The 18,690-nt window shown below is 38.7% G+C and carries 23 protein-coding genes and 1 tRNA gene; 12 read left to right on the top strand and 12 right to left on the bottom strand.

What is annotated here, in order from left to right; all coding sequences use genetic code 11:
* From MV676_RS02240 to bioD, 6 genes are all read left to right on the top strand, one after another.
* Positions 1-587, top strand: a 587-nt coding sequence (locus MV676_RS02240; RefSeq protein ID WP_297444898.1) for a flagellin, incomplete at its 5' end; no start/stop codon positions are given.
* Positions 588-703: 116 nt separating this feature from the next.
* Positions 704-1,072 (top strand): flagellar protein FlaG, encoded by a 369-nt coding sequence (locus tag MV676_RS02235; protein ID WP_297444896.1) that lies wholly within the window; start codon positions 704-706, stop codon positions 1,070-1,072.
* Between the two features lie 12 nt (positions 1,073-1,084).
* Positions 1,085-2,455 (top strand): flagellar filament capping protein FliD, encoded by a 1,371-nt coding sequence (fliD, locus tag MV676_RS02230; protein ID WP_297444894.1) that lies wholly within the window; start codon positions 1,085-1,087, stop codon positions 2,453-2,455.
* Between the two features lie 11 nt (positions 2,456-2,466).
* Positions 2,467-2,826 carry a flagellar export chaperone FliS gene (fliS, locus tag MV676_RS02225; protein ID WP_297444892.1) on the top strand — a complete coding sequence of 120 codons (360 nt, stop codon included), beginning with the start codon at positions 2,467-2,469 and terminating at the stop codon, positions 2,824-2,826.
* Positions 2,827-2,834: 8 nt separating this feature from the next.
* Positions 2,835-3,053 carry a hypothetical protein gene (locus MV676_RS02220; protein ID WP_297444890.1) on the top strand — a complete coding sequence of 73 codons (219 nt, stop codon included), beginning with the start codon at positions 2,835-2,837 and terminating at the stop codon, positions 3,051-3,053.
* Positions 3,050-3,667, top strand: a complete 618-nt coding sequence (bioD, locus tag MV676_RS02215) for a dethiobiotin synthase (protein WP_022847130.1) — start codon at positions 3,050-3,052, stop codon at positions 3,665-3,667. Before MV676_RS02220 ends, bioD begins: the two co-directional genes overlap by 4 nt.
* On the opposite strand, the gene MV676_RS02210 is transcribed toward bioD, so the two are convergent.
* The 5 genes from MV676_RS02210 to MV676_RS02190 form a co-directional block, all read right to left on the bottom strand.
* Complete coding sequence (locus MV676_RS02210) at positions 3,660-4,157, bottom strand: shikimate kinase (protein ID WP_297444887.1); 498 nt, start codon at positions 4,155-4,157, stop codon at positions 3,660-3,662. The two genes, bioD and MV676_RS02210, sit on opposite strands and share 8 nt — an antisense overlap.
* Positions 4,158-4,164: 7 nt before the next feature.
* Positions 4,165-4,992, bottom strand: coding sequence for a hypothetical protein (locus tag MV676_RS02205; protein ID WP_297444886.1), 828 nt, complete (start codon positions 4,990-4,992; stop codon positions 4,165-4,167).
* Entirely contained in the window at positions 4,974-6,272 is a 1,299-nt protein-coding gene (locus MV676_RS02200; RefSeq protein WP_297444884.1) for a tetratricopeptide repeat protein, read from the bottom strand. Before MV676_RS02200 ends, MV676_RS02205 begins: the two co-directional genes overlap by 19 nt.
* Before the next feature lie 123 nt (positions 6,273-6,395).
* Positions 6,396-6,743 carry a DUF6394 family protein gene (locus MV676_RS02195; RefSeq protein WP_297444882.1) on the bottom strand — a complete coding sequence of 116 codons (348 nt, stop codon included), beginning with the start codon at positions 6,741-6,743 and terminating at the stop codon, positions 6,396-6,398.
* Positions 6,730-7,875 (bottom strand): potassium channel protein, encoded by a 1,146-nt coding sequence (locus tag MV676_RS02190; RefSeq protein ID WP_297444880.1) that lies wholly within the window; start codon positions 7,873-7,875, stop codon positions 6,730-6,732. The genes MV676_RS02195 and MV676_RS02190 overlap by 14 nt, the downstream gene beginning before the upstream one ends.
* 109 nt (positions 7,876-7,984) lie before the next feature.
* On the opposite strand from MV676_RS02190, the gene MV676_RS02185 reads away from it, so the two are divergent.
* The 3 genes from MV676_RS02185 (at position 7,985) to glnA (ending at position 10,056) form a co-directional block, all read left to right on the top strand.
* Positions 7,985-8,079 (top strand) — tRNA-Sec (locus tag MV676_RS02185).
* Positions 8,080-8,266: 187 nt separating this feature from the next.
* Positions 8,267-8,605 carry a P-II family nitrogen regulator gene (locus tag MV676_RS02180; RefSeq protein ID WP_297444878.1) on the top strand — a complete coding sequence of 113 codons (339 nt, stop codon included), beginning with the start codon at positions 8,267-8,269 and terminating at the stop codon, positions 8,603-8,605.
* Positions 8,606-8,637: 32 nt separating this feature from the next.
* Complete coding sequence (gene glnA / locus MV676_RS02175) at positions 8,638-10,056, top strand: type I glutamate--ammonia ligase (protein ID WP_297444868.1); 1,419 nt, start codon at positions 8,638-8,640, stop codon at positions 10,054-10,056.
* A gap of 54 nt (positions 10,057-10,110) precedes the next feature.
* Here the strand turns inward: glnA and MV676_RS02170 are convergent, their stop codons facing one another.
* The 5 genes from MV676_RS02170 to MV676_RS02150 form a co-directional block, all read right to left on the bottom strand.
* Positions 10,111-10,752 carry a hypothetical protein gene (locus MV676_RS02170; protein WP_297444866.1) on the bottom strand — a complete coding sequence of 214 codons (642 nt, stop codon included), beginning with the start codon at positions 10,750-10,752 and terminating at the stop codon, positions 10,111-10,113.
* The gene (ccsA, locus tag MV676_RS02165; protein ID WP_297444864.1) at positions 10,742-11,383 is read right to left on the bottom strand and encodes a cytochrome c biogenesis protein CcsA; all 642 of its coding nucleotides are present in this window, start codon (positions 11,381-11,383) and stop codon (positions 10,742-10,744) included. Before ccsA ends, MV676_RS02170 begins: the two co-directional genes overlap by 11 nt.
* Before the next feature lies 1 nt (position 11,384).
* Positions 11,385-11,954: a DUF1847 domain-containing protein gene (locus MV676_RS02160; protein WP_297444862.1), complete on the bottom strand. Its 570-nt coding sequence runs from the start codon at positions 11,952-11,954 to the stop codon at positions 11,385-11,387.
* 11 nt (positions 11,955-11,965) lie between these two features.
* Positions 11,966-12,337 carry a NifB/NifX family molybdenum-iron cluster-binding protein gene (locus tag MV676_RS02155; protein ID WP_297444861.1) on the bottom strand — a complete coding sequence of 124 codons (372 nt, stop codon included), beginning with the start codon at positions 12,335-12,337 and terminating at the stop codon, positions 11,966-11,968.
* Between the two features lie 226 nt (positions 12,338-12,563).
* Entirely contained in the window at positions 12,564-13,223 is a 660-nt protein-coding gene (locus tag MV676_RS02150; RefSeq protein ID WP_297444859.1) for an N-glycosylase/DNA lyase, read from the bottom strand.
* Between the two features lie 145 nt (positions 13,224-13,368).
* On the opposite strand from MV676_RS02150, the gene cooS reads away from it, so the two are divergent.
* The 3 genes from cooS (at position 13,369) to MV676_RS02135 (ending at position 16,313) form a co-directional block, all read left to right on the top strand.
* On the top strand, positions 13,369-15,285 hold the full coding sequence (gene cooS, locus MV676_RS02145) for an anaerobic carbon-monoxide dehydrogenase catalytic subunit (RefSeq protein WP_297444857.1): 1,917 nt from the start codon (positions 13,369-13,371) through the stop codon (positions 15,283-15,285).
* 81 nt (positions 15,286-15,366) lie between these two features.
* The gene (locus tag MV676_RS02140; RefSeq protein ID WP_297444855.1) at positions 15,367-15,684 is read left to right on the top strand and encodes a nitrous oxide-stimulated promoter family protein; all 318 of its coding nucleotides are present in this window, start codon (positions 15,367-15,369) and stop codon (positions 15,682-15,684) included.
* 17 nt (positions 15,685-15,701) lie between these two features.
* The gene (locus tag MV676_RS02135) at positions 15,702-16,313 is read left to right on the top strand and encodes a Crp/Fnr family transcriptional regulator (protein WP_297444853.1); all 612 of its coding nucleotides are present in this window, start codon (positions 15,702-15,704) and stop codon (positions 16,311-16,313) included.
* On the opposite strand, the gene MV676_RS02130 is transcribed toward MV676_RS02135, so the two are convergent.
* Together MV676_RS02130 and MV676_RS02125 are read right to left on the bottom strand one after the other, a co-directional pair.
* Positions 16,314-17,465, bottom strand: coding sequence for a GGDEF domain-containing protein (locus tag MV676_RS02130; protein ID WP_297444851.1), 1,152 nt, complete (start codon positions 17,463-17,465; stop codon positions 16,314-16,316). It abuts the gene before it with no gap.
* Complete coding sequence (locus MV676_RS02125) at positions 17,466-18,689, bottom strand: hypothetical protein (protein ID WP_297444849.1); 1,224 nt, start codon at positions 18,687-18,689, stop codon at positions 17,466-17,468.
* Between the last annotated feature and the right edge of the window lies 1 nt (position 18,690).

Raw genomic sequence — 18,690 nt, 5'->3', positions numbered from 1 at the left:
ACGATGTAAAATCAAAAGTTATCCAAGCTTCAAACACCCTTGACACACAGGCAAGACAGGAAATTCAGCAGGATATCAACCACCTTATTGATTCTGTTTCAAAGATTTTTAGCGATACAGAGTTTAATGGTATGAATCTTTTTACCTCTTCTGCAACAACATTTACGATCCACTATGGAGGACGTACAAATCAGGAGTTGGCCATTGTTATTTCAACCGCTCAAGCATCAGCAGGTGCTTCAAGTACTGCTCCATCTACAGTTACAATAGGAACTACAGGCTACGCTATTGACGTAACTTCACAGACAAGTGCTAACGCAGCTGTGCAAACGGTTGATAATCTCATTAAAGCTGTTGATGATCTTGCTGCAAAACTTGGTTCTTATCAGATTGAACTTGAAAAAATCATCAACAACAATCAGACAACAAGAGTTAATACTTCTGAGGCAGAATCTCGCATCAGAAACGTTGATTTTGCTGCAGAGATGGCAAACTTTACCAAAAACCAGATTCTCATGCAATCCGGAATCGCCATGCTTGCTCAGGCCAACCAGCTTCCTCAACTTGTCCTTCAGCTTCTCAGGTAACAACCATTCGGGCGGGACTGACCCGCCCTTTTTTCAGCGGCTTCTCAGAGCCGTTGAGAAAAGGGCAGGAAAATGATAAATTAGTAAATAGGGTTAAATGCAATCCGGGGTAAAAGATGGACGTTAAGAATGTTGCCGACATTCAGGCTACTATTCAAATGAATAATCCTCAAAGTGTGGTAAGAAATGTTCGTATCGGAGTTCAAAATCAAACCAGAAAGACAGTGCAGGAAGAGGAAAAGAAAAAGCTTTCCCCACGGGAAATGGAGAAGCTTTTAAATGGCCTTAAGGAAAAGCTTTCTATGCTTAACACTCAGTTAAAAATAGAGATTGAAAAAATAGATGACGGGGAAGAGATACCTGTTATAAAAGTGATAGATACCAGGACGAAAGAGGTTATAAGACAAATACCTCCAGAATACATGATAAAAATTGCTAAGTATATAGACGAAATTACCGGACTGCTGCTCCGTGAAAAGGCTTGAAGGAGACAAATTATGGCAGGAGAACTTTATTTAAGCAACCTTGTAGGTGGATTTGATTACCAGCAGATTCTAAATCAGATGTACTCTATTAAAAGCGTTCAGATTCAATATTATCAACAAAGGGAGTCAGAGCTTCAAAATAAAAAATCTGCCCTTTCAAGTTTTGATTCTTTACTTGAAAAGTTTCAGGATGTTGCAAATGATCTTTTTGATGATTCTATCTTTGAGCAGAAGTCGGTTTCCGTATCTAACGAATCCGCGGTGAATGTTACTATTACAGATCCAACAGCAGTGGATGCATCTTCTTTTGACCTTTCTGTTATTCAAACTGCGAAGAAAGATGTATGGCTTTCTCAGGCCGGCGTTTCCGATAAAACGGCAGCTGTGGCAACAACGGCAGGAACACTCCAGATTTCTTATGGCGGAGATGTGGTGGCAACGATAGATTACGATGCCGATACTTCAACTAATACGCCTTCCACCATTCAGGAAATTGCAAATGCAATAAATGCTGCTCAGGATAAGGTTAAAGCGACGGTATTTTTTGATGGAACAAATTACAGACTCCTGCTTTCCGGAGCTGATACGGGTGCAGATAATACCATTTCAATAACTGAAACAGGCGGAGGTGATTTACTTGATGTTCTGCAGCTGGGAGATGCCTACGTTGATAGCCATGTGCAAACGGCTCAGGATGCAATTATAGAAATTTACGGTACACAGGTTTCGAGTTCAACGAATGATTTTACCAGTGTTATTCCTGGCATGACGATTACTGCAGAAGCGCCTACAAGCTCACCTGTTACAGTTACAATTGACCATGATTATAGTCAGGTGAAGGACAATCTTCAAAAGCTTGTAGAAGCTTACAATTCCATAGTTGATTTTGTAAAAAAGTACACCGGTAAAAATGGAGCGCTTTCAGGAGATTTTACACTTCAGGATATCCGCTCAACACTTTTTGACAAACTTGATCCCCTGTTTCAGCTTGGTATTTTTGAAGTGGATAAAGATACAGGCCATCTTTCTATAGACACTTCCAAAGTTGACGAGATTCTTTCGTCAGATCCCGAGAGTCTCGAGGATGCTCTTACTAAAGACTTGAAAGATAATCTTTACGATTATCTCATCTATATTACAGGTGTAGATAGCCCTATTTCTACAGAACAGCAGAGTTATGACAATCAGATAAACTATATAGAAAACCAGATAGAGCTTACAAATAAGCGTATTTCAGAAGAGATAGAAAGTATGAAGAAGCAACTTGTTCAGTTACAGCTTTATATGGCTCAAATGCAGGAAGTCCAGGCCAGGATAACACAAACATTTGGAACACCTTCTATTATTCCAGGAACTTCTATTAATACAACTACAGGTGCATAAAGAGGTGGCGGATGGTTAATCCTTATTTAAAAATGGACGTTGAGACAGCTTCACCTGTAAAACAACTGCTGATGCTTTATGAAAAGGCTATTTTGTGTATGAGCATTGCCGTTAAAGCAATTGAAGATAGCGATGTTAAAACGAAGGTTGATAATATCCTTAGAGCACATGATATAGTGAGAGTTTTAAACGCTTCCCTTGATATGGAGAAGGGTGGTGAGATAGCAGAGAATCTTCGGGCTCTCTATGATTTTATTGAGGAGTCTCTTTTGAAGGTTAACACCAGTAATGACGCTGAACTTCTTAGAAGGATAATTGATATAATGGTAGAATTAAAGAGTGCGTGGGAGGAGTTAGAATCAAAACTTTAAAGGAAATAATGTCTCGGATGGCTATTGCCATTGAAGATGGTGATTACAAAACGGCGACAGAACTTGCCTGTGAACTTTCAAAAATTGATTTTTCCCGGTTTCCCTTAAATGAGAGGAAGAAGCTTCAGATGGAGATTTCTAACCTTATCGAAGAAGCAAAGAAACAGGAACTTGAAATTGCTGAAACCATTTCTAAAAAATTGAAAGCGAGGAAGTTTGTTCAATGATAATTCTTGTTACCGGAACAGATACGGGTGTTGGCAAAACGTTTTTTACAGTTAACTTTTTAAGGATTTTAATTAAAAGTGGGAAAGATGTAACAGGGCTGAAGATAGTTGAGACAGGATGCAACCCTGTGTGTGAAGATGCCAGGAAGATTTCTGACGTATGCGGTATGGAAATACCGCCGATCTACTCTTTTAAAACACCAGTTGCACCCGCTGTTGCGGAAAGGCTGGAAAGAAGGCAGATAGATGTTGAATACATAAAAACGAAAATGCTGAATATGTCAAAACACTATGAGATTTTAATAGCGGAAGGTGCTGGGGGTATAATGGTTCCAATATCAGGAAGTTATACCTTCCTCGATTTAGCAAGAGAAATAGCAGATATGGTCTTTGTTGTTGCTTTGAATAAGTTGGGTGTAATTAACCATACACTTTTAACAGTTGAAGTTTGCAAATACAATAACATTCCGGTTAGGGGCGTTTTCTTGAACAACTTTAAAGCATCAGATGTCAGTGCGGAAACAAACAGAGAAACGCTGTCTTACCTTCTTGATGTGCCTGTTTATGAATTTTCCGATTCTTCTGACTTTGAGAAATTCGTGGATATTATTTGACGATCTTTTCTATAATCTCATTTGCAATTTGTTCAGGCGTTTTATTCTGCGTATTGATTATGATTTTTGCTTTTTTGTAAAAATTTTCCCTTGTCTTGTAGAGTTTCATAAGTTCATTTTTCCCGCGCTTTACAAGCGGTCGATTGCTATCAGCCTTTATTCTTTCCCATAAAGTTTCAAAATCTGCTTTTAAATAGATAGATATAGAGCGTTCATTCAATATCTTAAGATTATTTTTGTAGGACGGCATTCCACCGCCTGTGGATATTATTACTTTATCGAAGTTGCTTATTATTGCTTTAAAAATCTCTATTTCTTTTTCTCTGAAAAAATCTTCACCAAATTGTCTGAATATTTCCGGTATTGAGGTGCCTACTTTTTTTTCAATTTCTTCATCTATGTCAATGAATGGAAAGTTAAGCTTTTTTGATAGTAGTCTTCCAACGGTTGATTTCCCGCATCCCATAAATCCTATTAACGATATTTTCATTCCTGCCTCATGGAATAACAAACAGTGAAGAGTTGCTGAGGTCCGGCAATTTTAATACTAAATCATCAGATGTACCCAGCTTTCTGTCCGGTCCGGGGCTTATCAAATAGCCGTTTTTATAATATATGTTATTAAAGAAGGCATCTTTCACAGGTAGTTTTTCCGGCAATTTGTAGTTTAAAATTCTTTTGGCATTTATTTCATTTTCTATTTGCTGCATTTTCACATAGGATACGATTGTCCTTCCATATGGAAAGAAGGCAATAACAACTGCTGCGAAAATGAAGATAAAAGTGATTCCGGCAAACAGAGGAGCTATTCTGTCCATCAGGTTTATCTTTTGAATTTCAATAATACCATCATTTTCCCACTTGCATAGATCAAGTAGAGAAAATGATGAACTGTTTAAAACAAGTTCCCTTTCTACAGGATACCTGGAGAAGGTTTTCAAAATAGCAGGAACTTTATCGCTATCAATAATCTTTATCTTGAACTTCGACGGTATCTGCCGGATATACTTTATGGATTCAACTATTTTAATCAGTTCATCTTTACTTATTTTTTCACCTTCAGGACATTTATCGAGTGCTGGAATTATTGTAAACGTTATTTCTTTCCTTCCTTGAATAACCCACTTTGACAGTTTTCTTTTAAGTTCGTGAACATCTACAGAGTTTCCATTTGAAACTATAGTAAACGTTCCTTGTTCTGCACAGAAAGTTATGTGCTCGTCTCCACATTTCAGTCTGAAAAGAACATCGTCTCCCAAAAATTCAAGTAATTTCAGAAATTGCTCAAAGTCGTTTATCTTTCCCTTTACAGGTTCATTGAGCATAGCATGCTCCCTATGATGATTTCAAGAGCCATGATGGCTCCCAACAGTAGGAACAGAGCACTGTATCTGTTTGCATAGTACAGTCTGTACCCTGGAAGATAACTGAAAAATGGATTTATACTGATAAGGGCTGCTGTTTTTTTTACATTCATTGCTGTTAAACCTAAAAGGGTACCTACAACTATAGCGATTAAGCTGTAAATAGGTATAGAAAAATCAGGTTTAGGAAAACCTATGTCGCTGATGTTGGCTATTAGAGGAATCGTTTTATTAAAAGAAAAGTTTGCCTCTTCAAGTTTTTTTGAATACGCTTCCGCTTCCTGAGGTTGTAGCAGAGAAGAGTAAGTTAGAAACAGATTGTAATAAGTTTTAACCATTGGATAGAATCCTTCTGCCTTTTTGAATAAATTAATGGCTTTTTTAAGGTTACCTTTCTGGAAAGCAACACACCCCAAGTTATTATATAAAATAGCTTTTATTTTTCTATCACGGACCTCTTCAGCCAGGTCTTTAAGTTTTTTAGTGTCTACTTTGTGAAGCAGCGCCTGTTTGTTTGCTATGGAAGCTATCTTGACCATGTTAGCAGGTGCCTTGCCGATTAAAAAAGGGGGTGCATAGTTGTCCCTGTTCAATTTCACATACAAAAGGTTTTTGGGATTAGAGATGTAGTTAAAATACCCTTTTTCTGCACCTACGCCCCATGTGTGGAGAAGCAGGAGAAAGATCATAGCTATAGAAAAAGGTATTTTTTCTTTAAAACGAAGTCCCAACCCTGCAATTGCGGCGAATATTAAATAGAATGGAATGTTTTGGAATATTAGTCCACATATTATTAAAATTGTACCAATGAAAACAGCAATGTTTCTTTTTGCTTCAGAAGAAAACAACCTATCTGAAGCATATATAAGTGTAAAAATAGAGAGAATAACTATTCCAACGGTAGCAGTACTTACGCCAATATCTATTTTTATGATTTTCTCTCTTATCTTATCTGCAGAAGATGGAGGAACGTTCTCAAATTTTTCTCCGGTTATGTAGTTTATCTCTGGCAGATAGAATATTGACGAAGAGTCTTTTATCTCCATCAATCTCTTTATTTCTTCATTTATTTTTTTTATGTTTTCTCCTTTGGAAATATCTTCCTCTATTTTCTTAAGATATTGGTCAATGGGAGTTGTGTTGTTGACCACAGCATGAGCCGCCAGAGGAAAGACTGTGATTAATATAATAAGCATGGATATGGTGAGTTTCTTAATCTTTGCACCCAAAGTCAATCTCATTTGTTCCCCTCAAAGCGAAAACTACAAATGCATCCAGCTTAATTATAGTAGATTTTTCACAATAAAGCTAAATTTCATCATTCAAATTATGGAGTGTTTATAAAAATTAAGTGACGGTTGCCTTTATAACCAGTTATCTTCTCTCGTTTCTATGACTGTTTCAATGATTATGAGGACAACAGAAAATATATTTGCAACCAATCCACCCCATGCCATTGCTTTTACAAGGCTCATCCTTGTCTCCATTTCGTAAAATATAAGTGCCGGAATTAAGTGGAGATCAGCTGCCAGACTCGTCGATAGAAGTTCGGCACTCAACGTTTTTTTGCTTCCAAGTTTTAGAAGGGTTGCTATTAAATTAAAGGTTACAGATGCTATGAGTGCGTAGGGATCACCATCGTATATGAATCCTACAGTTGTTGTAAGTGACATCATTACAAAGAAAGAAGTCCAAACTTTACTCCAATCCATCTTCCCTCTCCTTCAGCTTTTTCTTTAATAAAACGCCTCTTGAAAGAACGCCACTCTTAACAAATATTTTTACAGCTTTTTTAAGATTCTTTTTGGGTGCCACAACGGCTAATATATCACCGGGTTCCAGGACGGTTGCTTCGTCAGGAAGATACACAACGCTTCCGTCTTCTTTTTTTATTGCTATTACCGTTACTCCAAACTGCTTTTTAAGATTAAGTTCCCTCAATGTTTTACCACATACTGGTGATTCGGGTGTAATTAATAGCTCTTCAATATCTATAAAGGTTTCTTCTCCAAAAAGGAGCTCTTCTAAAAATGATCTTTCGCCAAATATTGGTGGTTTTTCTGCTAATGAGGCTATCCGTCTTGAGGTGATTTCTGGTATTGTTTCAACATAGTCTGCACCAACGAGTTTAAGCTTCTCTTTAAAGTTTTCATTGTTGATTATAGAGAATATGAAAAAATTCCTGATTTTTAACTTCTTAGCAACATTTTTAACAGTAAGAGTTATGGCGAGATTTTTGTAATCCTCAGTTTCCGCTACAATCGCACCAACTGCTCTTTCTATATTGGCGAGATAGATGGTATTTTCATTTGAAGGATCAAGATTGAGGTAAAATTTGATGTCGTTTTTCTTTGCAAAATCTTCAATATTTTCGGAGTTACTGATTACGACATATGGAATACCTTTTCCGTTAAATTCTCTTGTAAGATGAACAACATAGTCGTTTAGTCCAAATATTAAATAGTGGTTTTTCAAGTTATTTATATCCGAAACCATCTTTCTAAACCTCACGATTTTTTTTACTTCGCCTGATGTGACTATGTTTATTAGAACGGCTATGGAATAACCCATTACGCTTCCAACGCCGAAAGTCATTACCAATATGTTGAAAATTCTCCCCTTTGCTGTCATATTCCACATTTCGCCGTAACCTATGGTCGTGACGGTCAGGATAGTCATGTAGAAAGCCTTTAAAAGCCTGACATGAGAGATGAGCATATATCCGATGGTGGAAACCATTATAGTTATTAATGCAATAACAAGAGGAGGCCTAAATTTCATGACTATCTCGAGGATTCTATCCTCTCCAAATTCTGAAGGCATTCTTTTTTCTATCTTTTTCAAGGACTCCTCTCCCCCGATGAAACTTTATCAATTATATCGTATATATCGTAAAGTTTGGCGCAAGTGGACACTACAAGCGCGATTGCTATATTTAATTTTAAACTTTTAAGGAGGCAGATGGAGGCTGGTGTCTCCCCCGGACTTCAAATCCGGTGGTCCCGCGAAGAGCGGGACGGTAGGTTCGATTCCTATCTGCCTCCGCCATTTCTGCACTTGATTTATTCAACATATCTCTTTAGTGCACAAAAAAGGTGCACATTTCTTCTCCTGAAATTTAATTAACGCCTTCTCTGCAAAGTTTTTCCAAAAACTTTTCCCATTCCTTCCAATTTGGCAAGAAATTTGTTTAAATAATACCCGAGGTGAATTCTAAAACGGACGGAGGGACATAATGAAGAAGATAGAAGCTATCATCAAGCCTTTCAAACTGGAGGAGGTTAAGGACGCTCTAACAGACATCGGCGTTCATGGTCTTACCGTTACAGAAGTAAAAGGTTTCGGAAGGCAAAAGGGACATACAGAACTTTACAGAGGTGCCGAGTACGTGGTAGATTTCATACCTAAAATAAAAATCGAAATCGTTGTTTCTGACGACATGGCAGAAAAGGTTATAGAAACTATCGTTAATACTGCCAGAACAGGAAGAATTGGTGATGGTAAGGTATTTGTAATTCCTGTTGAGGACATTGTTAGAATAAGAACAGGTGAAAGAGGAGATGCAGCTGTTTGATTAAATTTAGAAATATCCTGCAGGAGGTAGATATGAAGCCAAGTAACGCTAAGGAAGTTGTAGAGCTTATCCAGAGGGAAGGGGTTAAGTTTGTTGACCTCAGATTTTCTGACATGTTCGGTACATGGCACCATGTAACATTTCCAGCCCATGAAATTTCTGAAGAATCTTTTGAGCAGGGACTTTTCTTTGACGGTTCTTCAATCAGACAGTGGCAGCCAATTAATGCAAGTGATATGATGTTCAAGCTTGATCCAACCTCAGCTGTTATCGATCCTCTTTCTGAAGTCCCCACACTTGTCGTAATTGCTGATATTGTTGATCCTGTTACAAAAGAACCTTACGAGAAGGACCCAAGAAACATTGCGAAAAAAGCACTTGAGTACCTTAAGTCAGCAGGGATCGGTGATACTGTTTACTGTGGTCCTGAGCCTGAATTTTTCATTTTTGATGATGTAAGGTTTGATGCTGGCACAAACTACAGCTTTGCCTTTGTAGATTCTGAAGAAGGTTGGTGGAGAACAGGTGAAGAAGAGGGACCGAACCTCGGTCACAAAGTTAAGCCAAAAGGTGGTTACTTCCCTGTTCCACCAGTAGATGCTCTTGACCATATAAGAAAGATGATAGCTCTTAAAATGGAAGAGGCTGGCTTAGTTGTTGAGTGCCTCCACCACGAAGTTGCTACAGGCGGTCAGTGCGAAATTGACTTTAGATTCGGAGACCTTATAACAGCTGCTGACAACATTATGTGGACTAAGTACATTGTTAAAAATGTTGCCAAGATGTTTGGAAAGACTGCAACATTTATGCCTAAGCCACTTTTTGGCGATAACGGAACAGGCATGCACACTCACATGTCTATATGGAAAGATGGTGAAAACCTCTTTGACGGTGACAGCTATGCCGGACTTTCTGAAACAGCTCTCTACTTCATCGGTGGTATCATCAAGCACGCCAAGGCAGTTTGTGCATTTACAAACCCAACAGTAAACTCTTATAAGAGACTTGTTCCTGGATTTGAGGCACCTGTTAACCTCTGCTATTCAGCAAGAAACAGATCTGCATCTATCAGGGTCCCCGTTGTAACAAATCCTAAGGCCAAGAGAATTGAAGTAAGATTCCCTGACAACTCAGGTGCTCCTTACCTTGCATTCACGGCACTTCTCATGGCAGGTATTGATGGTATTGAGAACAAGATTCATCCAGGCGAGCCCGTTGATAAAAACCTTTACGATCTTCCACCGGAGGAAATTAAGGACATTCCAACAGTTCCCGGTTCCCTTGCAGAAGCAATTGATGCCCTTGAGAAGGATTACGAGTTCCTTACAAAAGGTGGCGTAATGACAGAGAAATTCCTCGAGGATTACATTGAATACAAGAGGACAGAGGAGATTGACCCTGTCAGACTCAGACCGACACCAATGGAGTTTCTCCTCTACTACGATGTTTAATGTTTAATATTTAATTTTAATATTTTTCGGGGGCGGCCTCTGTGCCGCCCCTTTCTATTTTCTGAGGAAGGTTTTTACCGTCTGGATTGAAAGGGAGATAACAAAACAAACAGCACATAAAAGTGTTACAAAGGGCAAGATAGAGAAAGGCTGGTATTTGAAAATTATACCATTTGAGTCCACTCCCGATATCCACACGACACCGTCTTTGGTTATCAGAGGATTGTTAAAAGAAGTTGTTCCTTCAACAATTTTTTTATTTTTCTCTATCGAAATTCTTGCGGTAACTGACATGGTTTGAGGATTTACACTTACATTTTCCACTTTTATTTTAATGTCTCCTTCCCTTACAACGCCTTCAGGAAAGCCCCTGAACTGATATACAGGAAGAAACAGAAACAGGATGCAGAGTACAACCGTTAAACCGCCGCTGATATGAACAATATTTCTCAAGGATATTTTTTTAAAGGAGAAGAGTGAGCAGAGAAAGGTTTGAAGCCCTGTTATAAAGAGCAGGAAAGCTGTTACTATTATGGGAATTTTTAGATAGAGCGGTATGATAAGAAAAAATCGATAAAGTCCCATTTCGTTTATCACTGTTCTTCTACTTAAGAATACTACAATAAATGAAGTTAAAAAGAAAAGTAGTATAAGAGCCAGAAAAACTTTTTTTGATTTTATTAGATTAGAAACCATGTGTTCCTCCGAAGAGGAAGTTTATTCCGAAGAATGAGAAGAGAACGAAGCCACCGGCAGCAGCGATGAAATAATGTTTAAATTCTTTGAATGTTTTATCCGTTTCCACGTGCAGGAGAAATGCGGTGTAAAACCATAAAAACAGAGAAAAAAGGGATTTCGGTTCAAAAGGGAACAGATCTGCCCAGGCAAGGTAAGCCCATATTCCACCAATAACCATAGATACAGAAAACAGGAGAAATCCAAGTAGTAGAGATTTTTTATAGGTTAAATTTTTTTTCTTTAAATCAAACAGTGCTATTACCGATAGAGATAGAAAAATTGCGTAGGATACCATGGCAGAGGTTACGTGGATGATAAATAGGGGCGTTCTTATAATGGGAGGTATCTCCTTGATAGAGTGTGGAAGAAAAAATAGAGGAATAGTTAAAAAGATGGACAGGATAGTTCCTGCTATACCTGTTTCCATGAGTCCTGAAATTATTGCAAATACTGCTGTTAACAGCAGTAGGGAATCAAATGGAGAGAATATAGGAGGATATCCTATTTTGAAGGTTCTGTAAATCTCTATAACGGTTAAGATAACGAAAATCGTGAAGTTTAGAAATTTTTGAGTCTTTTTTAAGTTCATATCATTCCCCCATGATTCTACGCAGATGGTACGGTGTGTAAAGTGCACCTGCAGGGTTGTGAGAGAGTACCCTGTCTTTAACGATGAATACGGTTGAAGGTGCATCAGAGTATTTCTGAAACAGAATATCGTGGCCGACGCAAAGGCCTATTACTATGTTAAGGTCTGTTCCCTTTTCGTTTAAGGCTTTTGCCTGTCCTATGGGATTGCATACAGCTTCTTTTCCTTCTTTAAGTTTTGGTATGTTGAGTGTTTCTTTATCCACGCTTCCAATCTTACAAATGGCTGAGAAGACTTCAAATCCTTTTTTGGTTAAGATTTCCGCGACAATCTTTGCTTCATTGAAAAGCCCTATGCAGAACGCTATGCCTATTCTCCTGTATCCCATTCTCTTTGAAAATTCTACGATTTCCTCTATTCGGGTCATTTTGCAGTAGAATTCTTTTTCTATTTCGGAAGCCGTTTTTAGCATCTTCAGGTCTTCTTTTGGAAGAGTATGTAATTCAGGGGATTTCTGACATACCTTTCCTTCACGGTAACATCCTTTATCGTTACACAGATGACACTTCATATTTTTCTCCGTCAGTGGTGGTGTCCGCCCTCAGAAGGCTGTGTAAGTGGTTGTAGTTTTCCTTCATTGTAAAGGCTTATGGCATCTTCTACAAACTTTATATTTTCGGGTATGAGGAAAACTTTTATGCCGGCGGTTTGAAGGTTAAAGAACGCTCCTTCACCCATCTCTTTTACAAGAACCGCATCAACGCCGTTTCTCATAAAGAGATCAGCTATTAATCGTCCACCTCCGTAATCTGCTCGTTTCTTTGGATTTTCAACAAGCATCGATTCTCCCGTCATTCCGTTGAATATCACAAATGCAGGTGCTTTTCCAAAGTGGGGACTTATGAGCTTTTTTCCATTAACTTCCGTTTCTACTGCCGGAATAGCGATAATCATGCAACACCTCCTCGGGTTAGGTTATACTAATAATATAATTTTAGCGGGAAAGTTGCCAGTGATTTTCTTCCTGCTTCACAGGGCGCTACTGCACCCTCCACGGACATGAGCTTGCGGACAGTCCATCCCCACCACCCTTTTAAGCCGGACGAGACCTTCTTCTTCGCTGTCGCAACACGATGCGATGACACTGCCTTGAAAAGGAAAGGATTAGCGCAGACTTATCCTAAACTTTCCACTTTTTGTGGGATAGCCATAAAACTGCATCAATGTGAATCAGGGGAATTCCCGTCTCTTCTTCCAATCTTTTCCAGAAATTTTTATCTTCTGAAATTGAGCGGATGCGGCTGTCCATTGGTATGAATATACCTTTCGGTGCGGTAAGGTTTTCATCATACATTGTACGGCATGCGTAGATAAACATTTTTATTGCAAAGACAACGGTTTTTGCATCTTTTCTCTGCTTAAGGGCTTTTGAAAGTTTATCCAATAATCCTTTTATGTCTTTCATTGCAATTTCCACATCATTTTCTGTTTTAAAAATCTCGTCCACGGCTCTTTTAACCTTTTCAAATCTTTTAAGCCGCGTTTTTAAAAGCCTATAGTTGTTCAGTTTTAAAAATTCTGGAAAGTCTTCAATACTGCTGTGGACAGAAAAAAACTCAGAAAACCTTTTCCAGTATTCTTCACCTCTCATTGGTAACTGGTAAGAGAGGAGAGCATTTATAACTACGAGTTTTACAAAAGAAACTCTTTTATCTTTGTAGTAGCTGGAGAGTTCTTTAATTGCCTGAAACTGGGGATCGGTTTTTTCAATTTGAATAACATCGTTTATAGTCATTGATAATAAAGTTTTCTTCATTTTGGAATAAAGCTTACTGTTCAACACTTTCCTCTTTAAGAATGGTAATCATTCCTGTTAAGTATGATAAAAATAAAGGAATCCTTGACGTAAATCAAAGATATCACAAGTCTATTCTAACAAATTAAGAAGAGAATGGATAATAAAGCTAAATCTTCAGGAGGAAAAGATGTTCAAGAAGCTTTTTGGCGGTGCGCCGAAAGAGAATGGAAACGATGTTATCAGTTTTCACAAAAGTATCAACTATATGTATAAGAGAGTAAAAGAAGCGCAGCTCTCTAATGTTGCCGATAGATTTGAAGCGATGGAAAAGGTTAGATGCAAATTCTGCAAAGAGGGTGTTTCCTGTCAGCTCTGTTCAATGGGTCCCTGCCGTATTACTCCACAAACACCGAGAGGGGTGTGTGGTATAGATGCTCACGGCATTGTTATGAGAAACCTCCTTCACAAGACAAATATGGGACTTGCCGCCTACACGTACCATGCCAGAGAGGTTGCTGAAACACTGAAAGCTACAGCTGAAGGAAAGACAATATTTACCATAAAGGATGCTTCAAAGATAGACCTTTTAGCTGATATCTTTGATGTTGACCAGTCTCTTGAACTTAACGAAAAGGCAAAGGCAGTAGCAGAAAAATATCTCCAGCTTCTTGCTGAAAACAGGGAGTCAACGCTTGTTGAAAAGCTGGCACCACAGTCAAGAAAGGATGTTTTCCGTAAATTGGGTATCTTTTCTAAAGGTCCGCTTCAGGAGCTTGTAGATTCTGTTGCAAGAGGTATGACAAACATTGACGGTGATTATATAAGCCTTGCCCTTGCCGCTTTAAGAAACGGCGTTGCTTCCCTGTTTGGTGCCTTAGTTCCTCTTGAACTTATGCAGGATGCACTTTACGGAACACCAATGCCCCATGAGGGAGAAGTCGATTTAGGTATCCTTGACCCGGAATACGTTAACATCCTTCCCAACGGTCATGAGCCTTTTGTTGGTCAGGCTCTCATAGAGCTTGCAAAGGATGAAAGGCTTCAGCAGATGGCAAGGGAGGCAGGTGCAAAAGGTATAAAAGTTGTTGGCTCTATTGAGACAGGTCAGGAACTGCTTGCCAGAAATCCTGTTGATGAGGTTTTTGCAGGTCTTACAGCAAACTGGATAGGTATTGAATACTATCTTTCAACAGGAGCTGTTGATGTCTTTGCAATGGATATGAACTGTTCTCTTGCAAACCTTAAGGAGTATGCAGATAAGTATAAATTCAAGCTTGCTGCAGTTTCAAACATCATAGGCGTACCGGGAGCTGAAAGGCTTGAGTACAGGCCGGGAAATGAGAAAGAGGTTGCAAGAAAAATAATAGAGATGGCTATCGAAAACTTCAAGGAGAGGAAGGCAACTGTTAAGGGAGAGAATCTTTCAGAATACAAGCAGAAGGCTATAGTTGGATTTTCGGCTGAGGCAATTATCAACGCCCTTGGCGGAAGTTTGACGCCGCTTCTTGAGGTTATAAAGTCCGGCGATATTAAGGGTGTTGTTGCGCTCGTTAACTGTACTACTCTTGCCAACGGACCTCAGGACAGCCTTACTGTTAATCTTGCCAGAGAACTTATAAAGAGAGACATTTTAGTCATAGGTGCCGGTTGCGGTAACGCAGGCCTTCAGCAGGCGGGACTTGAGACGCTTGAAGCTGCTGAGAAGTATGCAGGTGAGAGGTTGAAAGGTGTTTGTAAGGCTCTTGGTATTCCACCGGTTCTCTCTTTCGGTACCTGTACAGATACAGGAAGAATTGTTATGACAGTTGTTGCAATAGCAAATGCGCTCGGCGTTGATACGGCTGACCTTCCTGTTGCTGTTACCGCACCTGAGTATATGGAGCAGAAAGCGGTTATTGATGGATTTTCAGCCGTTGCCATGGGACTTTACACCCATGTTTCACCAACTCCACCGGTTACAGGTTCAGATAAGGTTATAAAGCTTCTCCTTGAAGATGTTGAATCTCTCACAGGTGGTAAGATAGCCATTGGTGATGATCCTGTTGAAGTTGCCAATGGTATTGAAGCCCACATTCTTAAAAAGAGAGAAGCGCTGGGTATATGATACCAGCCACTCCTCCTCTTCCATATTTTCCTTTAGAGGGAAGGCTTTAAAGCCTTCCCTCTGCTATAATTGGAATTGATTATGGGAATAGAAAAAGAGAAGAGAACCATAAAGAAAATGATTTTAGTATTCTGCCACGGAAAACACGGAACGCGAGAGGGTTTGTGTCCAGAGTGTCAGTCTTTAAAAGATTACGCTTTCAGCAGACTTGACCTTTGCCCTTTCGGCGATAAGAAACCTTCTTGTAGAAAGTGTCCCGTTCACTGCTACACACCTGAAATGAGAGAACGGATAAGAGAAGTAATGAGATACAGTGGACCCCGTATGGTCTTTCATGCACCTTTTGAGTGGTTTAAACACAGGGTAGAGGAAATTCTTGATAGAATATTTAAAAATTAGATTACCGGAGTGTTCCTGTGCATGTTTTGAAATCTCTTCCTCCCTTCTCCACACTTACAGATCTGGAAATCAGGAAGATAGAGAATGTTCTCATTTACAGAAGATACCATCGAGGGCAGGTTTTATTCTCTTCTTACGACGAGGCTAACGGTATCTACATTCTTACATACGGTAAGGTTAAGTTGTATAAGTCTTTTGGTGGAAAAGAACAGACGTTAAGGATTTTTGCGCCCGTTTCAATGATAGGTGAGGCAGGAGCATTAAAAGGGGGAAATTTTCCGGCAAACGCAGTAGCCCTTGAGGATACAGAAGTTCTTTTCCTCCACAGGAAAGAGTTGACAAATATTATTAAAAATAATCCAGATATTGCAATGAAGATGATAGGTATTCTTTCAGAGCGCCTCTTTCACCTTGTCAGTCTTGTTGAAAATTTAAGCTTGAAAGACGCGGTTTCCAGAGTTTACGACTATATAGTTCATAAGGCAGATGAGAGTGGAAGATTGGAGTTTAAAACGACGATTGTTGCCATGGAGCTTGGCCTTACCGTGGAAACAGTTTCCAGGGCAGTTTCTCAATTAAAAAAGAGAGGTAAAATAAGAAAAACCGGAAAAATTGTAGAACTTATTTAGCTATTCGGATAAAACGATTCTGTCTCTCCCGCTATTTTTAGCCCGGTATAGAGCTTTATCAACCCTTTTAAGATTCTCTTCAAAGCTCTTTTCCTTGTCGATTTTGCAGACTCCTACAGATACTGTAACTTTTATTTTTTTATCTTCGTAGTTAACTTCCATTTTTCTAATAGAACTGTGAATCCTTTTTGCCACCTTCATGGCCAACTCTTCTGTAGGTGTATCCACGGCAATTAAAAACTCGTCTCCTCCAAATCTTATGATAACATCTCTGTCCCTCAGGAGCTTTTTGAACATGCTGCCCAGCGTTCTTAAAACCTCATCACCGGCATCGTGTCCGCAGGTATCGTTGATTTCCTTAAAATTATCTATGTCTATAAATAATAAGTACGTAAATCTGTTTATGATGTCCTCACCAAAATCTTCCATAAAGCGTCTGCTGTAAACCCCTGATAATGGATCCGTATAGAGTTCCTTGTTAACCTCTGATAGTTTTATGTGAGAACGGTAAAGAATTTCCAGTTCGTGCATGAGCTTCTGATTTTTCTTTAAAAATAGGAGGGACAGGGTGTTTAACTTTACAAATGTTGACAGGATGTGGGTTTGCAAAAATTGATTGTTGAGCGTTGTAGAAAGCCAGGTATAGAGGTTTTCCGCCAGGTCGGATGTGTACATTAAAAACATAGAGTCAAAGAGAACATCATCAATTTTCTCTTTTTCGTAAAAGTGAGCCATCCGAGTAAAAAATTCCTGATTAAAGTTTTTTATGAAAAGTTCGTCATAGTAGTTTTTAAAAAAAGTTTTAAGAAAAGTTTTTTCGTGCTTTCTTTCTATAGATTCTATTGAATAGATCGTTTTTGAAAGAATTTCTCTAAATAATGAAGAGCCTTTAAACGCTAAAAAGTACCTCCTGTACATCTGCAGGTGTTTTTTAAATTCAAATCCGAGTTCTTTTAATATTTCTGATACGGCTACGTCTTCAAGTGGCCACAAATCCTCGGGAACACTTGCACCCGATTTTTTTCTCAGGTATCTGCGACAGTTTTCGTAATCTGCTCTGCAAAACAGCGTAACTATTTTGTCCCATGTGTCTTCTATTTTTATGTAATTTATGAAAGTACATCCGTCAAGGAATGGACACGTTTTTTTCATTTACCCCTCGGATTTGTTTGAAGCGGCTTGAAAAACTGCTCCCGGTATATCCCCCACCGTTTCTACAGAGAGGGAAGATTTATTGATAATAAAATACTTTCCGGTCTTTGAAAAGATGAACAATTTGTCGTTACCGATTAAGATTTCAGAACTTTTGTTTATATTGAAAGCGAGATAGGGATTTAAAGAGAATGTATCAAGAGCAATGACTTTTGAAGGGGTTGTAACGAAGAGCAGGTGTTCGGATATTCTGAGTTTTAGAGGTTCTTCCGGCAAGTCTTCTGAATCTGATGTTTTTGATAATAAAGAGTATTTAATTATAGAACTGGTAAAACTGTCAGCAGCATAAATATTTTCTCTGTCTCCACATACTGAAACAATGTTACCGGGAATTGTAACGGTACCGGTTAGCCTTCCGTTAATCAGACTGAAGATGTTTATGTTGCCGGTTCCGCCGTCGGCAGTGAGAATTGAATTAGTTGCATTGTTTATAAAAAAGTCCGAAACTTTCCTGTGAAAGTGGATACTGTTCAAAGTTCCTGATAATGTGTCGTATATGAAAAGATTCTGTCTGCTGGCAGATAAAATGTAAAGGTTCCCTTTTAAACTTTCTATTTCGGCTGAACCGGCTCCTGGGATGGATATATCTGAAACAGGAAACCCGTTTTCCATTGATAAAACTGAAACGATGGGAAGGCCTTTAAAGCCGACATAAATTCTGTCACCTATCATGCCAATACCGGAAGGTTTCTCATTAAAACCAATAAATCCTGCAACAAGTCCCGAATCACCATCTATTACACCTACGGCATTTTTGTCTGGAATTGAAAACAGAACCTTATCTTTCACGGAGAGAAGATTTTGAGGGGCAACGTAGATTCCGTTTTTTGTTGCTTTAATAAAGACAGCCTTTACACTGTTATCTTTGATGTTCAGAGCTGATACCAAAGTATAGATTTTGTCGTTCATTTTTATAGAATGGATTTTACCTTTGAGATGGAAGGTGCCCAATAAAAATTGTTTCTGCGTTTCTGTTGGATTGAATGTTTTGTTTAAGGTTAGCGTTTTATTTTCAATTGATATACTTCCTATCTTTATCGGTTTTTTTACACCTTCAAACTGAAAATAGACAAATAAAGAAGAAGCATGCGCCGTCAGCAGAAAACAAAAAACAGTTAAGTAAATTCCAAAAATTGCAATTATCTTTTTTACCATTACCTTCATT

Origin of the sequence: Desulfurobacterium sp., from assembly GCF_027028515.1 — a bacterium.
Taxonomy (GTDB): Bacteria; Aquificota; Aquificia; order Desulfurobacteriales; family Desulfurobacteriaceae; genus Desulfurobacterium_A.
Note: the sequence above shows the minus strand (reverse complement) of the source record. Positions and strands in the feature narration are given on the sequence as shown.